Below are 15,902 nucleotides of genomic sequence, written 5' to 3'. Positions count from 1 at the left end.
GATGCATCCGTAGCTCAGCTGGATAGAGTACTCGGCTACGAACCGAGCGGTCGGAGGTTCGAATCCTCCCGGATGCACCATATTCTCCTGGATAACAGCGATGCTGTTGTTTTAAGGTCAGCGAGTTAATCGCAAGCACCAGGGAGGATAACGTTGCTTTAGCAACGGCCCGCAGGGCGAGGCGTAAGCCGAGTAATCCTCCCGGATGCACCATCTTCTCCTTCTTTGTTTATTCCTTCGACGTTCCGTCAGCAATCACACTCTCTGTCAGCGACAAAAACCACCATTTACGATAAAGTAATGCTTTGTTAATCGGTTAGCGAGAGCACGATGTACGCACAGTATGACGGTTTGATCTTCGATATGGATGGTACCCTTCTGGATACCGAACCCACGCATCGTCAAGCCTGGACCGATGTCCTGGGCCGCTACGGTATGCGTTTCGACCTTCAGGCGATGATCGCCCTCAACGGCTCCCCAACCTGGCGTATTGCACAGGCCGTGATTGAACTGAATCAGGCCGATCTCGACCCGCACCTGCTCGCACGCGAAAAAACCGATGCGGTAAAAGCCATGCTTTTAGATACCGTACGTCCTTTGCCGCTAATTGATGTGGTAAAAGAGTGGCACGGGCGTCGCCCGATGTCGGTGGGGACGGGCAGCGAAAGCGCGATTGCAGAGGCATTACTCAATCATCTTGGCCTGCGCCACTATTTCTCTGCCGTGGTTGCCGCCGATCATGTTAAACATCACAAGCCCGCACCGGACACCTTCCTGCTCTGCGCAGAATTAATGGGCGTCCCGGCGGCAAAATGCGTCGTGTTTGAAGACGCCGATTTCGGCATCCAGGCCGCGCGTGATGCTGGAATGGATGCGGTGGATGTGCGCTTACTGTGAGTGACGCGCTGTCACTTGCCTCATTATTCGCCAGCAGTTTTCTCAGCGCCACGCTGTTACCGGGCAATTCGGAAGTGGTGCTGGTGGCGATGCTGTTGTCCGGCGTGAGTCAGCCCTGGCTGCTTGTAGTAATAGCAACAATGGGTAATAGCCTTGGAGGGCTGACTAACGTTATTCTTGGGCGTTTCTTTCCGCTGCGTGAAAAATCGCGCTGGCAGGAAAAGGCAGTCGGCTGGCTAAAACGCTATGGCGCTGCCACGCTGTTATTAAGCTGGATGCCTGTAATAGGCGATTTACTGTGTCTGCTGGCGGGATGGATGCGCATCTCCTGGGGACCGGTGCTCTTTTTTTTGTGCCTTGGCAAGGCGTTGCGTTATGTCCTCGTGGCATGGGCAACGCTGCAGGGTATGACGTGGTGGCACTAATTGGTGGAATGAATACGCGACCTTCAATCGTCAACCATTACAATTATGCTGAGTAACATTACTTTGACAGGCGGGAGGTCAATTTGATCCCGGACGTATCTCAGGCGCTGGCCTGGCTGGAAAACCACCCTCAGGCATTGAAGGGTATTCAGCGTGGTCTCGAGCGTGAAACGCTGCGCGTTAACGCGGACGGCAGTTTAGCGACAACGGGTCACCCGAAGGCGTTAGGCTCGGCGCTGACACATAAATGGATCACAACCGATTTCGCTGAAGCGCTGCTTGAGTTCATCACCCCAGTAGAGGGTGATATTGATCATATGCTGACGATCATGCGCGATATCCATCGCTACACCGCGCGCAACCTGGGCGACGAGCGCATGTGGCCCCTCAGCATGCCGTGCTATATCGAGCAGGGCCAGGAGATTGAGCTGGCACAGTACGGCACGTCAAATATCGGCCGGCTGAAAACGCTTTACCGTGAGGGGCTGAAAAACCGCTACGGCGCGTTGATGCAGACCATCTCTGGCGTGCACTACAACTTCTCGTTGCCAATGGCATTCTGGGAAGCGAAATGCGGTGAAACGGATAAAGATGCCATCTCAGCAGGCTACTTCCGCCTGATCCGAAACTATTACCGTTTCGGCTGGGTGATCCCGTATCTGTTCGGCGCATCGCCTGCTATTTGCTCATCTTTCCTGCAGGGAAAACCGACGACGCTGCCGTTCGAGAAGACTGATTGCGGAATGTACTATCTTCCGTACGCCACCTCTCTGCGCCTGAGCGATCTCGGCTATACCAATAAATCGCAAAGCAATCTCGGTATTACGTTTAACGAATTGCACGAATATGTGGCAGGATTGAAGCGGGCGATCAAAACCCCGTCGGAAGAGTACGAGAAAATCGGCCTCGAAAAAGACGGCAAGCGTCTGCAGATCAACAGCAATGTCCTGCAGATTGAAAACGAGTTGTATGCGCCTATTCGTCCTAAGCGCGTGACGCGCAGCGGCGAAACCCCGTCGGATGCGCTGCAGCGCGGCGGGATCGAATACATTGAAGTTCGCTCGCTGGATATCAACCCGTTTTCACCGATTGGCGTTGATGAACAGCAGATTCGCTTCCTGGATCTGTTTATGGTCTGGTGCGTGCTGGCGGATGCGCCGGAAATGAGTTCAGACGAACTGCTCTGTACCCGTACAAACTGGAACCGCGTGATTCTGGAAGGGCGTAAGCCAGGTCTGACGCTGGGTATCGGCTGCGAAACGGCACAGTTCCCGCTGACGAAAGTCGGCAAAGATCTGTTCCGCGATCTGAAGCGTGTTGCCCGGACGATGGACAGCATCGACGGCGGGGATGCGTATCAACAGATTTGCGACCAGCTGGTGGAATGCTTTGATAACCCGGAACTGACGTTCTCAGCACGCATTCTGCGTTCTATGATTGATCAGGGCATTGGTGGTACGGGGCGTTCACTCTCGGCGGAGTACCGTGAGATGCTGATCCAGGAGCCGTTAGAAATCCTGAGCGAAGCAGATTTTGTCGCGGAACGCGAAGCGTCCGTTGTGCGTCAGAAAGAGGTTGAAGCGGCGGATACCGAGTCGTTTGAGGCGTTTCTGGCGAAGCAGGCTTAAGCAGAAAAGAAAAAGGCCACATCGCTGTGGCCAAAATATACATCTCTGAATTCAGGGATGATGATAACAAATGCGCGTCTTTCATATACTCAGACGCGCATTCTGTAGAAGAGTTCAGTTTATTTTAAAAAAAATCACTATCGGAGGTGACGTATGCCGTTATTAGATAGCTTTACTGTCGACCATACCCGTATGGAAGCACCTGCAGTCCGCGTGGCGAAGACCATGCACACCCCGCACGGCGACACGATCACCGTCTTCGATCTGCGTTTCTGCGTGCCAAACAAAGAAGTGATGCCGGAGAAAGGCATTCATACGCTGGAACACCTGTTCGCTGGCTTCATGCGTGACCACCTGAACGGCAACGGCGTTGAGATCATCGATATCTCTCCGATGGGCTGCCGTACCGGTTTCTACATGAGCCTGATTGGTCAGCCTGAAGAGAAACGTGTGGCAGATGCCTGGAAAGCGGCCATGCAGGACGTGCTGAAGGTGAAAGAGCAGAACCAGATCCCTGAGCTTAACGTTTACCAGTGCGGCACCTACCAGATGCACTCTCTGGAAGAAGCGCAGGAAATCGCGCGTCATATCATCGAGCGTGATGTGCGCGTGAACAGCAACGAAGAGCTGGCCCTGCCGAAAGAAAAACTGCAGGAACTGCACATCTAGTATTGTGCCTGTGGATGCCCGGTGGCGCTTCGCTTACCGGGCCTACATTGTGTTGGTGCCTCCTTTGACCACAACCTTAACCTTCTCCTTTACCCACCGTCCCCTCGTTCCGTTTGCCCATGATTACGTTCATGGTGACAGCGAACCCTGGCACAAGCACGACTGCGCGCAGCTGCTGCACACCCTGAGCGGCGTGGTACGGGTGGATACCGCATCAGGCTGTTGGGTTGTTCCTCCCGGTCGCGGCGTCTGGCTGCCTGCGGGCACGCAGCATTCCTTGCGCATTACCGGCAACGTGGCGGCGCGAACGTTGTTTATCGATCCGCTGGCGCGGGCCGATCTCCCGGCCACCTGCCAGATCGTGCAGATCACGCCGCTGCTGCGCGAGCTGATCCTCGTCTGCCTTGCTTTACCTGAATCGTACTCACCCGGAAGCCGGGATGAGCGCGTCTATGAGCTCATTCTCGATGAAATCCGCACTATGCCGGTGCTGCCGTTTTACCTGCCGGAGCCGGAAAGTGAGGCGCTACGTCGCCTGTGTCTGCAAATCCGGCAACAGCCGGGTGAAAGCTGGAGCAGCGCTCAGGCTGCGAGCATGATGAACATGAGCGAGCGCACGCTGAACCGCCATTTTCAGCAGCAGACGGGATTAAGCTACGGAGAGTGGTTGAGAAGGGCGCGCCTGCTGGAAGCCTTAGTCCGGCTGGCGCAGGGCCAGCCGGTATTACGCGTGGCGCTGGATCTGGGGTACGGCAGCCATAGCGCCTTTACGGCCATGTTCCGTCGGGTGATGGGCGTCTCTCCCAGCGATTACTTTAAGAACGACTGACGGCGTTAAAGAGCGCCTGAAGCGACGCGCGCGCCACGTCGCTATCAATGCCCACGCCCCAGCGGCTGCTGCCGTCCTGGAACAGACAGCGGATGTAGGCCACCGAGCGGCTGTCGCTGCGTTCACCTAACGTATGCTCGTGATAATCCTTAATCACGAACGGGGCGTTGACCCAGCGGCTCAGGCCGTGAGCGGCGGCGGAGAGCAGACCGTTGCCCTGACCTTCCAGCTGGCGTGTTCCTCCCTGTGTGACGACGCTGGCCGTCAAACGCAGCTGGCCGTCCTGCTGGCTGTCGCTGCGGTAGGATTGCAGCGCATAGTGCGGCGTTGCCATCAGGCCGTAGCGGGTGCGGAACAGCTGCCACAGCGCATTTTGCGTCATCTCTTTTCCGTGACGATCGGTTTCCTGCTGCACGTGCTGGCTGAAATCCTGCTGCAGGGCGCGGGGCAGTTTCAGACCATGATTCTGCTCAATCAGCCACGCGCTGCCGCTTTTTCCTGACTGGCTGTTTACGCGGATCACCGCTTCGTAGGTGCAGCCAATATCCTGGGGATCGACGGGCAGGTAAGGCATCTCCCAGCGATCGCCTGGCCTGCGGGCATCAAAGCCTTTTTTAATCGCGTCCTGGTGCGAACCGGAGAAGGCGGTATAGGCCAGCCGTCCTGCCCACGGATGGCGCGGGTGGACCGGCAGCTGATTGCAGGTTTCCACCACTTCCACCACCCGATTCATATCGCTAAAGTCCAGATTCGGGCTAACCCCCTGGCTGTAGAGGTTCATCGCCAGCGTTACCAGGCAGACGTTACCCGTACGTTCCCCGTTACCGAACAGACAGCCCTCCACGCGGTCAGCTCCCGCCATTACGGCCAGCTCCGCGCAGGCAACGCCGGTACCGCGGTCGTTATGCGGATGCACGCTGATGCAGACATCGCGGCGGCGGCTGAAGTGGCGACAGAAATACTCGATCTGGTCGGCATAGACGTTCGGCGTGCTCACTTCGACGGTGGCAGGTAAGTTGATCACCATAGGCCGCTCGTCGCACGGCTGCCAGATTTCCGCCACGGCTTCACAAATCTCCAGCGCAAACTCCGGCTCGGTAAAGCAGAAGGTTTCCGGGGAGTATTCATATTGCCAGCGGGTGTCGGGATTTTCCTCACACAGCTGGCGAATAAGCCGCGTCGAGCGCGTCGCCAGCTCAACGATTTGCGCTTTCTCCATGCCGAAGACCAGGCGGCGGAACAGCGGAGCGGTGGCGTTATACAGATGCACGGTAGCCTGCTTCGCGCCGCGCAGGGATTCAAAAGTGCGATGGATGAGATCTTCCCGTGCCTGAGTGAGCACCTGAATCGTCACGTCATCCGGGATGCGGTTCTCTTCAATCAGCTGGCGAACGAAGTTGAAATCCGTCTGTGAGGCGGAAGGAAAGGCAACCTCGATCTCTTTGAATCCGCAGCCCAGCAGCAGTGCCCAGAACTGCAGCTTGCGGGCGCTGTCCATCGGCTCGGCAAGGGCCTGGTTGCCGTCGCGCAGGTCGGTCGAGAGCCAGCGCGGCGCGCGGGTGATGCGTTGCTCCGGCCAGCGACGGTCGGGCAGGGAAAGGGTGGGATAGGGTTGGTACTTGTCGGCGGGTGTGTTCAGCATGATGCGCTCCTGTTGTCTTTTCACTATCGTGAATCGATTTCAGGCGCGCTGCTTTATCGGAACTGACAATGGCTGTCGCGTTCTGGACACAGTGCGGTTTTTTGCCGGATGGCGGCTACGCCTTATCCGGCCTACGTTCGTAGGCCCGGTAAGCGTAGCGCCACCGGGCAACCGTCGCACAGAACTAGTGCGCGCCGCCACCGCCGCCACCGGCACCAAACGGCGGTCTGGCAAACCACACCAGCCCCAGCAGGACGATAAAGATCCCTGCCGATATCCAGAAAATCTCGTTGGCCGAGATAATCAGCCCCTGGTTGGTGATCTGCTGGGCAATCCAGCCGGACGCCTGCTGCTCCGTCATTCCCATCCCCTGAAGCTGGCTATACATCTGCTGAGCATTCGGGTTGTACGGGTTCACCGCTTCGGTCAGCTGCGCGTGGTGCATCGATTCGCGGTTCGTCCACAGGGTGGTGGTGATCGACGTACCGATGGAGCCCGCCAGCGTACGGGTGAAGTTCGACAGGCTCGAGGCGGCTGCCAGACGCTCGGGCGGTAAGCCAGAGAGCGTGATGGTGGTCAGCGGCATAAAGAAGCACGCCACCGCGAAGCCCTGAATGAACTGCGGCCACGCCGAGGCGCCAAAGTCCATTCCCGGCTCAAAGGTATACGCACGCCAGTAGAAGCACACCGCATACATGATGAAGCTGAACGTCACCAGCCGACGCATGTCGAGCTTATGGGCGAAGCGGCCAATTATCGGCGACAGCAGGACCGGGATCACCCCAACGGGTGCTGACGCCAGACCCGCCCAGGTGGCGGTATAGCCATACACCTCCTGCAACAGCTGCGGCAGCAGAACAATCGCGCCGAAGTAGAGCATATAGGCGAGGCTGATACACAGGCAGCCGATGGTGAAGTTTCGCGACTTAAATAGCGAGAGATCGACTATCGGGTTGTCGTCCGTCAGCTCCCAGACGATCAGGAAGCTGATCGACACCACCGCGACAATGGTCAGGATGATAATTTCCTGCGAGTTGAACCAGTCGAGCTCTTTACCGCGGTCGAGCATGATCTGCAGACTGCCGATACCCAGGATCAGCAGCGCCAGCCCGATGCTGTCGATACGCCGTTGTTCGGTGCGCGTCTCTCGTCCCCGCAGCGACTGCAGCGTCATCAATACCACGACGGCGCCAATCGGTACGTTGATGAAGAAGATCCAGCCCCAGTGGTAGTTATCGCTGATGTACCCGCCCAGAATCGGTCCGCAGATAGGCGCGACGATAACGGTCATCGACCAGAGCGCCAGCGCGACGGAACGTTTTGCGGGAGGGTAGTTGCTCAGCAGCAAACTCTGGGAAAGCGGGATCAGCGGCCCCGCGACAATCCCCTGAATGACGCGGAAGAAAATCAGCATCGTCAGGCTGCTGGACATGCCGCACGCCCACGAGGCCAGTACAAACGCCACCGTGGACCAGAGGAACAGCTTCACCTCACCGACGCGCTTTGCCAGCCAGCCGGTGATCGGAATGGAGATGGCGTTTGCCACCCCAAACGAGGTAATGACCCAGGTTCCCTGGCTCAGCGACGAGCCAAGGTTACCGGCGATGGTTGGGATCGCCACGTTTGCGATGGTGGAGTCCAGCACCTGCATGAATGTCGCCAGCGACAGCGCAATGGTCATAATGACCAGCTGCGCGCCTTCCAGCGGTTTTTGCGGCTTTTGCTGTTGCATAACGCTCACCTTCGGATTAACCGGCGTTTGCCTTCACGATGTCATCGATCAGCTTGTTGACCGGATCGAGGCTAATTTCACGGGCGTTACTTTCATAAGCCGGGCTGCTACGCACCTGGCTTGCCAGGATCTGACCGTCGCGGTTGGCGGTGTCAACCGTCACCAGCGTTGACAGGCCGATACGCAGCGGGTGATCCGCCAGCTGCTTAGCATCCAGTTCGATACGCACGGGTAGACGCTGTACGACTTTGATCCAGTTACCGGTGGCGTTCTGCGCAGGCAGCAGGGAGAAGGCGCTGCCGGTCCCCATATCCAGACCCACCACTTTCCCGGTGTACTTCACGTCATCGCCATAGATGTCGCTGACAACCGTCGCGGTCTGGCCGATACGCATATGGGCAAGCTGCGTCTCTTTAAAGTTGGCGTCGACCCACAGGTTGTCTGCCGGCACAACCGCCATCAGCGGCGTGGTTGGGCTGATCTGCGCCCCTGGCTGGACGGAACGACGGGAGACATAGCCGGTCATTGGGCTGACGATTTTAGTACGCTGCAGGGCAAGCCACGCGTTGCGCACTTCGGTCGCCGCCTGCTGAACGGCGGGCTGGTTTTCCAGGCTGGTGCCCAGCACCATCGCCTGGTTGGCGTTGTACTGTTGAATGGCCACATCCAGCTGTGCCTGAGCGCTGGCGACGGCGTCGCGGGCGTGCTGCAGCTCTTCACGGCCAATCAGGTTGGCGGTGCCGAGCGGCACGCGGCGGTTCAGATCGCTCTGCGCCTGTGCGAGTGCGGTTTTCTGCACGTCGATGTTGGCCTGCAGCTGCTTGCTGTTGATCATCAGCTGGCGGGTCTGACGGACGCTGGAGGCCAGCGCGGTCTGTGCTTTTTCAAACGCCTGCTGGGCGTCGGTTGGATCGAGAGTCACCAACACATCGCCTTTTTGCACAAAGTCGGTATTGTCAGCCCAGACTTTCGTCACGCTGCCCGACACCTGCGCCATAATTTGTACCTGGTTCCCTGCCACGTACGCGTCGTCAGTCTCTTCAGCATGACGCAGTACTAAAAACCAATAGATCCCATATGCCACGGCAATAATGATAAAGAGCAAGGTCAACAGAAGAAGGGCGCTCTTACGTTTGCCTTTCTTGTTGGCCGGTTGCTGCGGGGTAGTGCTCTCCGCATTTGCGCTCATTGTTGTTCTCCACGATCTTCTTATTTTCACATCGGCTGAGCCGACCTGTTGTCAGAAAGGCCAGCAGTGTGACGTGCTGGCCTGTCGGTTTTCTTATGAATCTGGAATGGTGAGCGTGTCGTCGCGTTAGCGCAGCGCCTCAAGAACGGCGCCGTCTTCATCCATCTGGTCCAGACGGGTGAGCAGCTTGCGAGTGATGTGCTCAAGCTGGTCACGCTCGGCGGTGCTGAGGGCGGACCAGAGTTTGTGCAGGCAATTGTGCTGAGGTGGCAGCACCTCGCGCAGGAACTGGTGACCTTTATCGGTCAGTTGCAGATGCAGGCAGCGGCGATCGTTGTCGCTTTCACGGCGCTCAATCCAGCCACGCTTTTCGAGCTCATCGGCAATTCGGGTCGCATTGGTACGGGAGGAGCCCAGCGCGCAGCTCAGCTCGGAAGGCTGAATGCTGTGGTTTTCCTGAGACTCCAGCGTGATCAACGCCATAAACAATGTCTCGTTAATCCCTTGAGCTTTCAGCATTTTATTACGGTTTTCCAGTAGCTTACCCTGCATGTGCATGCACAGGCGAGTCAGCAGGATTTCCTGGTACGGGAAGTCCTCATGGCGACTGGCGCGGAATTTAAGCATTTGTTCAATGGGCGTAAACGAACTATCCATTTGGGCATAACCTCATTAATTACAGCCGATATAGTAACGATAGTGACAAATAATGTAAATGAATTATTTGTGCGGTTATATCCGCCAAATTAATGTCACCATCAGAAAGCGCCGGGTAAGTCCGTGACCCGGTGAGCACAGAAAGCGTAGGGTGTGAACCCGCTGAAGAGAGGATGTGAGGACGGGGGTCTGAACTATTCATGCCAATTGTAAATATGTCACCCACATTAAAATTTCTGGGATAAATGATTACGTTTACATTAACAGAGTGAAGGGCCTCTTAACACCCTAAGAGGCCAACGCAATGTAAAACTTAATGAATTGCATCCTGACGATGGTAGCCGCGCCACCATACTAGCAGGTTAAGCGTGGCGACGATGGCGCCGATCGCACACACCCCTGACCAGCCGGCATGCTGCCATGCCGAGGCGGAAATGAGCGAGCCCGCCGCGCCGCCAATGAAGTAGCTGGTCATGTACCCGGCCGTCAGGCGGTTACGCGCCTCTGGCTTCACGCGATAGATGACGGTCTGATTGGTGATGTGAACGCCCTGCACGGTGAGATCGAGCACCAGGATACCGACGATCAGCGCCAGCACCGAGACGTGCCCATACCAGATTGCCGCCCAGGAGAGCAGGAGTAATATCAGCCCCGCGGAGGTGGTCAGGTGAGATTTGCCCTTGTCGGCCAGCCCTCCTGCGGGACGTGCGCCCAGTGCGCCTGCGGCACCGGCCAGACCGAACAGGCCAATCACCCCTTCGGAATAATTGAACGGCGGCGCGGCCAGCAGAAACGCCATCGACGTCCACAGAATGCTGAAGTTGGCGAAGGTGAAGCAGCCCAGCAGGGCGCGGGTGCGCAGAAGTTTATCCTGGGTGAACAGGCTGAAAACGGAGGCCAGCAGCTGCGGGTAGTTCAGGTGATTTTCCTGCTTCACTTTTGGCAGCCCGCGCCACAGTGCCAGCGCCATGACGACCATCAGCACGCTCGCCACCCAGTATACGGTGCGCCAGCCGCCGAGGCTTGCCAGCAGCCCGGCAACGGTACGCGCCAGCAAAATCCCCAGCAGCAGGCCGCTCATGATGGTGCCCACCACCTTGCCGCGTTTTTCCGGGGAGGCGAGGGTCGCCGCGAGCGGAACCAGGATTTGCGCGACCACGGAGAACAAACCCGTCAGCGCGGTACCGATAATCATCATCGTCAGCGACTGGCTGCTGGCGGTGATCAGCATCCCACCGGCGGCCAGCAGGGTCATGGAGACGATCAGCATTCGGCGTTCAAACATATCGCCGAGCGGCACCAGGAACAGCAGCCCGGCGGCATAACCGAGCTGGGCTGCGGTGACAATAAAGCCTGCTGAACTGGCGGAAAGGTCAAACGCGCGGGCGATGGTGTCGAGAAGAGGTTGCGCGTAATAGTTGCTGGCGACGGCCAGACCCGTGGCCACGGACATTAAAAGAATGAGTGCGGGGCTAAGCCCTTGAGCTGTTTTTGTCATTGGTTTCAGGAATCGTTAGTTAAGTGATTATTTTTCCGGAAACCATAATAGCGAATGATTGTGAATGTTGGGGGATTGTTATGTGTGTGTTTGTGCGGTTAGCCCCTCACCCCAGTCCTCTCCCCTTTAGGGAGAGGGTTAGGGAGAGGGTTAGGGTGAGGGGTAGGGTTTTGTTTTTTACTTCTGCACCTCAAGCGCCTCTTTCACCCAGCCGTCAAACTGCTGCTGGTGGGCTTTGATCCAGCCGTCGACGTGGCCTTTGACATCTGCCTCAGACGATTTACCCGCGTGCATCATCGCGTTCTGGGCGTTGATGTCCGCCAGCGGCAGCTTCATCACCGAGAACAGCTTCGCCGCGGCCGGGTTTTTCTCGGCCCAGGCTTTGTTCGCCACGATATGCATGGTGTTCACCGGGAAGCCGTAGTTCATGCCGTTCGGCAGTTTGGTGTCGATATCTTTCTGCTCGCCCGGCAGGGAGGAGAACGGCACCTGCAGCCACACCACGTCTTTCCCCGGCTTCAGCACGTCGCTCACCCAGTATGGCGTCCAGGTGTAGTAAATCACCGGTTTACCCTCTTTGAAGCGGGCAATGGTGTCGGCCATCATCGCAGAATAGTTGCCGTGGCTCACGTCGACCGTTTTCGCCAGATCAAAGGCCTTGTTCTGGTGGTTAATCACCGCTTCGCAGCCCCAGCCCGGCGAGCAGCCCATCATGTCGGCCTTGCCGTCACCGTTGGTGTCGAACAGTTTGGCGATCTTCGGATCCTTCAGCTGTTCGATATTGGTGATGTGGTACTGGTCGGCGGTTTTCTTGTCGATCAGATATCCCTGCGCCGCGCCGGTGACAAAGGTGCCTTCACGGTAGAATTTCTTGTCGCCACCGGCGGCGGCATACATGTCGTCGTGCAACGGCTGCCAGTTCACGGCGGTGAAGGTGGCGTCACCGGAGGCAATCGAGGTATAGCCCACGTTGTAATCCACTTCGCTCGGCGTGTTAACCGTGTAGCCGAGTTTTTCCAGCGCGCGGCTGACGATCAGGGTCTGGAAGCTCTCTTCCGAAATGGTGCTCTGCACCGGCTGCACGGTAATGCCTTTGCCCGGCAGATCAGCCGCGAACGTGCTGGTGGAGACAAGGGTGGCAAACGCTGTGGCAAAAAGGACGTTATGTCGCATCGTTGTTCCTTATTTTCTAAAGGGGCGGGTGAGTAACCCGACAGGGCCGGTGGAATACCAGCGACGGTTGCCGCGACTGCGTGAATCACGACCGACGGCCTGGGTCAGGCGGTCAAGAATAATGGCGAGGATCACGATCCCGACGCCGCCGACGGTGGCCAGCCCCATGTCGAGACGGCCAATGCCGCGCAGCACCATCTGACCGAGACCGCCAACGGCGATCATCGAGGCAATCACCACCATCGACAGGGCCAGCATCAGCGTCTGGTTAACGCCCGCCATGATGGTTGGCATGGCCAGCGGGAGCTGAACCTTAAACAGCATCTGGCGCGGGCTGGCACCGAACGAGCGTGACGCTTCGATCAGGTCCGCAGGCACCTGGTTGATCCCGAGAATGGTCAGACGAATAATCGGCGGCAGGGCGAAGATAATGGTGACCACCACGCCCGGCACGTTGCCGATGCCGAACAGCATGACAATCGGCACCAGATAGACGAACGCCGGGGTGGTCTGCATTGCATCCAGCAGCGGACGGATAATCTTCGCTGCCCGCGGGCTGCGCGCCAGCCAGATCCCCATCGGCAGGCCGATGACGATGCAGAAGAGCAGGGCGGTCAGCACCAGCGCCAGGGTGATCATCGCCTGCGACCAGGCCCCAATCGCGCCGATGGCAATCAGCGAAATCAGCGTGGCGACACCCATGCCGGCGCTGCCAAACTGCCAGGCGATCAGGGAGAACAGGATAATCGCCACCGGTGCCGGCATGCCCAGCATCAGCTGCTGGAAGCCGTTCAGGATGTAATCCACCGGGATGCGGATCCCCTGGAACACCGGGCGGAAGTGCGTCACCACCCAGTCGATCCCCTCCGTGACCCAGCTGTCCAGCGGGATCAGCGTTTTATGGAACGGGTCCATGATGTTGAAGTGTTCTGGCGCAGGCGCGGGGGCGCTGTTCAGCCAGTCTGCCGCGCCGCCGCCGTCGGCGGGGGCTGGCGTGGAACCCCACGCGTCGGCGGATTGCGCAGCGTTATCCGCCGCTTCAGTGGTACCCCACGGGTTAGTTTGGTCAGCCATTGTTTGCCCCCTCGCGATCTAAAGCCTGCAGCAGCATCCGCTTTGAGATGATGCCGACGTACTGTTGTTCCTCACCCACGACCGGCACGGCGCACGGCGCCTGCCCTACGTGAGAGAGCAACTCGCTGAGCGGCGTTTCGGCGTCCACGGCAAGCGGAGCGTCAATCAACGCCGCATCGATGCCCTGGTTTTCGCTGAGCGCGGTTTTCAGAGAGTCGATGGAGACAACGCCGACAAATTTATTGCCGCGTTCAACCAAATAACCGTATTCACGGTCTTCGTCCTGCAGCAGCTTAAGCGCCGAGCGCGGGCCGAAGCCTGGGGTTTTACGAATAATGCCGTTTGGCGTTCGACGGGCAATATCTTTGGCGCTAAAGACCTGGCTAATATCCACGCCGCGGAAGAAGGTGCGGACATAATCATTCGCCGGATTATTGAGTATTTCATCCGGCGTGCCGACCTGCACCACTTCACCGTTTTGCATAATGGCAATACGGTCGCCAATACGCATGGCTTCATCCAAATCGTGGGAAATAAAGACAATGGTTCGCTGATGTTTCGCCTGTAATTTTACCAGCTCATCCTGCATCTCGGTGCGAATTAACGGATCGAGGGCGGAGAAAGCTTCGTCCATTAATAAAATGTCTGGATTAATGGCTAATGCGCGGGCTAATCCCACGCGCTGACGCATACCGCCGGAAAGTTCATCCGGGTACGCATGCGCATAATTTTCCAGCCCTACCTGACGCAGGGCATCAAGGGCTTTTTCCTGACGTTCCTGCGCAGGCGTGCCGGCTAATTCCATGCCGAAGGCGGTATTATCCAGTACCGTCATGTGCGGCATCAGCGCGAATGACTGGAATACCATCGCAATCTTCTTTCTGCGCACCTCGCGAAGCTCGGCGTCTGATATTCTGGCGATATCCACGCCGTCAATCAGTACCTGTCCGCGGGTGGGTTCAATCAGGCGATTGAGAAGGCGAACCATAGTGGATTTACCCGAACCGGATAATCCCATGATGACAAAAATCTCGCCTTCTTCAATGGCCAGACTGGCGTCTTTAACGCCAAGCGATAGCCCGGTTTTTTCCAGAATTTGCTCTTTCGAAAGGCCTTTCTCAATATATTTGAATGCGCGCTGCGGATGCTCGCCAAATACTTTATAAAGATTTTTCACTTCTAATTTAATTGCCATGCAATAGAGAGTGTCCTGTTATTTGTTTATGTCGATATGATTACCATGGTAAATTGTTAACGGGCATAACCCTAACATACTGAGAATCTGAGACAACCCTGGGTTTGCTTATGACGTGAATTTTCAGGGAAGCGAAACGGCTGTATTTCCCATGAGTAAAGGGCTGAGCGTGATCTGAATTTTTCTCAATTTTTTGCTGTGGCGCAGGAGAATTTCGCCTGAATCGGGTGATTCAGGCGAATATGACGCAGAAATGACAGTGTAGTTGCTTTGTAAATATTAGAGAGGAAATTGTTGGGTTTATATTAAATTAACGAACGTTAACGTTCATTAAAAATCCCAGTCTTCATCCTCAGTTTCCACCGCTTTGCCCATCACGTACGATGAACCCGACCCGGAGAAGAAATCGTGGTTTTCGTCGGCGTTGGGCGACAGCGCGGACAGAATCGCCGGGTTCACCTCCGCCATCTCCGGTGGGAAAAGCGCCTCGTAACCCAGGTTCATCAGCGCCTTGTTGGCGTTGTAGCAGAGGAAGGCCTTCACGTCTTCCTCCCAGCTGGTACCAGCGTAGAGTTCTTCGGTATAGCTCAGCTCGTTGTCGTACAGATCCATCAGCAAATCAAGCGCAAACCCTTTGAGCTCCTCTCGCTCCGCGTCGCTGACCTTTTCCAGCCCTTTCTGATACTTATAGCCGATGTAATACCCGTGCACCGCTTCATCACGAATGATGAGACGAATCAAATCGGCGGTGTTGGTGAGCTTGCCCCGGCTCGACCAGTACATGGGCAGCCAGAAGCCAGAATAGAAGAGGAAGGATTCCAGAAACACGCTGGCGATCTTCTTCTTCAGCGGCTCGTCGTTCCGATAATACGTCAGCACCAGCTCCGCCTTTCTCTGTAGTGACTCGCTTGCTTCACTCCATGCGTAGGCCGCGTCCACGTCTTTGGTCTGGCACAGCGTGGAGAAAATCGAACTGTAGGAGCGGGCGTGCACCGCCTCCATAAAGCTGATGTTCGACATCACCGCCTCTTCGTGCGGCGTCAGCGCGTCACTCATCAGAGCCGGTGCGCCGACGGTATTTTGAATGGTGTCGAGCAGCGTCAGGCCGGTAAAGACGCGGATCGTCAGCTGCTGCTCGGCGTGGCTCAGGGTTTGCCAGGCCGGAATATCGTTGGAGAGCGGGACCTTTTCTGGCAGCCAGAAGTTGCTGGTCAGGCGGTTCCATACCTCCAGGTCTTTATCGTCCTGGATTTTGTTCCAGTTAACGGCACTCACGCGTGACAGTTTCATCCTT

Annotated in this window: 14 protein-coding genes and 1 tRNA gene; 6 read left to right on the top strand and 9 right to left on the bottom strand. The window is 57.0% G+C overall.

Annotation, left to right across the window (positions count from 1 at the left end; genetic code table 11):
• The first annotated feature begins 3 nt into the window (after positions 1-3).
• The 6 genes from BMW97_RS10045 to BMW97_RS10020 all read left to right on the top strand — a co-directional run bounded on the left by BMW97_RS10045 (position 4) and on the right by BMW97_RS10020 (position 4,448).
• A tRNA-Arg gene (locus tag BMW97_RS10045) sits at positions 4-80 on the top strand.
• A gap of 250 nt (positions 81-330) precedes the next feature.
• Positions 331-897 carry a fructose-1-phosphate/6-phosphogluconate phosphatase gene (gene yqaB / locus BMW97_RS10040; protein ID WP_032648006.1) on the top strand — a complete coding sequence of 189 codons (567 nt, stop codon included), beginning with the start codon at positions 331-333 and terminating at the stop codon, positions 895-897.
• Positions 894-1,322, top strand: a complete 429-nt coding sequence (locus tag BMW97_RS10035) for a YqaA family protein (protein WP_021241956.1) — start codon at positions 894-896, stop codon at positions 1,320-1,322. The genes yqaB and BMW97_RS10035 overlap by 4 nt, the downstream gene beginning before the upstream one ends.
• A gap of 83 nt (positions 1,323-1,405) precedes the next feature.
• Positions 1,406-2,950: a glutamate--cysteine ligase gene (gshA, locus tag BMW97_RS10030; protein WP_045909305.1), complete on the top strand. Its 1,545-nt coding sequence runs from the start codon at positions 1,406-1,408 to the stop codon at positions 2,948-2,950.
• A 153-nt stretch (positions 2,951-3,103) separates the two neighbouring features.
• Positions 3,104-3,619, top strand: coding sequence for an S-ribosylhomocysteine lyase (gene luxS / locus BMW97_RS10025; RefSeq protein WP_014833019.1), 516 nt, complete (start codon positions 3,104-3,106; stop codon positions 3,617-3,619).
• A 64-nt stretch (positions 3,620-3,683) separates the two neighbouring features.
• Complete coding sequence (locus tag BMW97_RS10020; RefSeq protein WP_045909309.1) at positions 3,684-4,448, top strand: AraC family transcriptional regulator; 765 nt, start codon at positions 3,684-3,686, stop codon at positions 4,446-4,448.
• Here the strand turns inward: BMW97_RS10020 and leuA are convergent.
• From leuA to nrdF, 9 genes are all read right to left on the bottom strand, one after another.
• On the bottom strand, positions 4,435-6,090 hold the full coding sequence (leuA, locus tag BMW97_RS10015) for a 2-isopropylmalate synthase (RefSeq protein ID WP_045909304.1): 1,656 nt from the start codon (positions 6,088-6,090) through the stop codon (positions 4,435-4,437). The genes BMW97_RS10020 and leuA overlap by 14 nt on opposite strands.
• 184 nt (positions 6,091-6,274) lie before the next feature.
• Positions 6,275-7,822, bottom strand: a complete 1,548-nt coding sequence (gene emrB / locus BMW97_RS10010; protein ID WP_028014182.1) for a multidrug efflux MFS transporter permease subunit EmrB — start codon at positions 7,820-7,822, stop codon at positions 6,275-6,277.
• Between the two features lie 16 nt (positions 7,823-7,838).
• Entirely contained in the window at positions 7,839-9,011 is a 1,173-nt protein-coding gene (gene emrA, locus BMW97_RS10005; RefSeq protein WP_045909303.1) for a multidrug efflux MFS transporter periplasmic adaptor subunit EmrA, read from the bottom strand.
• Positions 9,012-9,137: 126 nt separating this feature from the next.
• Entirely contained in the window at positions 9,138-9,668 is a 531-nt protein-coding gene (gene mprA / locus BMW97_RS10000; RefSeq protein WP_023308933.1) for a transcriptional repressor MprA, read from the bottom strand.
• A 313-nt stretch (positions 9,669-9,981) separates the two neighbouring features.
• Positions 9,982-11,166, bottom strand: coding sequence for an MFS transporter (locus BMW97_RS09995; protein ID WP_045909302.1), 1,185 nt, complete (start codon positions 11,164-11,166; stop codon positions 9,982-9,984).
• Positions 11,167-11,343: 177 nt separating this feature from the next.
• Positions 11,344-12,339, bottom strand: a complete 996-nt coding sequence (proX, locus tag BMW97_RS09990; protein ID WP_045909301.1) for a glycine betaine/L-proline ABC transporter substrate-binding protein ProX — start codon at positions 12,337-12,339, stop codon at positions 11,344-11,346.
• A gap of 9 nt (positions 12,340-12,348) precedes the next feature.
• On the bottom strand, positions 12,349-13,413 hold the full coding sequence (gene proW / locus BMW97_RS09985; protein WP_008502575.1) for a glycine betaine/L-proline ABC transporter permease ProW: 1,065 nt from the start codon (positions 13,411-13,413) through the stop codon (positions 12,349-12,351).
• A complete protein-coding gene (gene proV, locus BMW97_RS09980; protein ID WP_008502574.1) occupies positions 13,406-14,608 on the bottom strand; it encodes a glycine betaine/L-proline ABC transporter ATP-binding protein ProV in 1,203 nt (400 codons plus the stop codon). The genes proW and proV overlap by 8 nt, the downstream gene beginning before the upstream one ends.
• Before the next feature lie 330 nt (positions 14,609-14,938).
• A complete protein-coding gene (gene nrdF / locus BMW97_RS09975) occupies positions 14,939-15,898 on the bottom strand; it encodes a class 1b ribonucleoside-diphosphate reductase subunit beta (RefSeq protein WP_045909300.1) in 960 nt (319 codons plus the stop codon).
• Positions 15,899-15,902 lie beyond the last annotated feature (4 nt).

The sequence above is a fragment of the Enterobacter sp. NFIX58 genome (assembly GCF_900110475.1).
Taxonomy (GTDB): Bacteria; Pseudomonadota; Gammaproteobacteria; order Enterobacterales; family Enterobacteriaceae; genus Enterobacter; species Enterobacter quasiroggenkampii.
Note: the sequence above shows the minus strand (reverse complement) of the source record. Positions and strands in the feature narration are given on the sequence as shown.

Coding starts and splice junctions, on each gene's coding strand:
- yqaB (WP_032648006.1), top strand. CDS start 331: ATGTACGCACAGTATGACGGTTTGATCTTCGATATGGATGGTACCCTT.
- luxS (WP_014833019.1), top strand. CDS start 3,104: ATGCCGTTATTAGATAGCTTTACTGTCGACCATACCCGTATGGAAGCA.
- leuA (WP_045909304.1), bottom strand. CDS start 6,090: ATGCTGAACACACCCGCCGACAAGTACCAACCCTATCCCACCCTTTCC.
- emrB (WP_028014182.1), bottom strand. CDS start 7,822: ATGCAACAGCAAAAGCCGCAAAAACCGCTGGAAGGCGCGCAGCTGGTC.
- emrA (WP_045909303.1), bottom strand. CDS start 9,011: ATGAGCGCAAATGCGGAGAGCACTACCCCGCAGCAACCGGCCAACAAG.
- mprA (WP_023308933.1), bottom strand. CDS start 9,668: ATGGATAGTTCGTTTACGCCCATTGAACAAATGCTTAAATTCCGCGCC.
- BMW97_RS09995 (WP_045909302.1), bottom strand. CDS start 11,166: ATGACAAAAACAGCTCAAGGGCTTAGCCCCGCACTCATTCTTTTAATG.
- proX (WP_045909301.1), bottom strand. CDS start 12,339: ATGCGACATAACGTCCTTTTTGCCACAGCGTTTGCCACCCTTGTCTCC.
- proW (WP_008502575.1), bottom strand. CDS start 13,413: ATGGCTGACCAAACTAACCCGTGGGGTACCACTGAAGCGGCGGATAAC.
- proV (WP_008502574.1), bottom strand. CDS start 14,608: ATGGCAATTAAATTAGAAGTGAAAAATCTTTATAAAGTATTTGGCGAG.
- nrdF (WP_045909300.1), bottom strand. CDS start 15,898: ATGAAACTGTCACGCGTGAGTGCCGTTAACTGGAACAAAATCCAGGAC.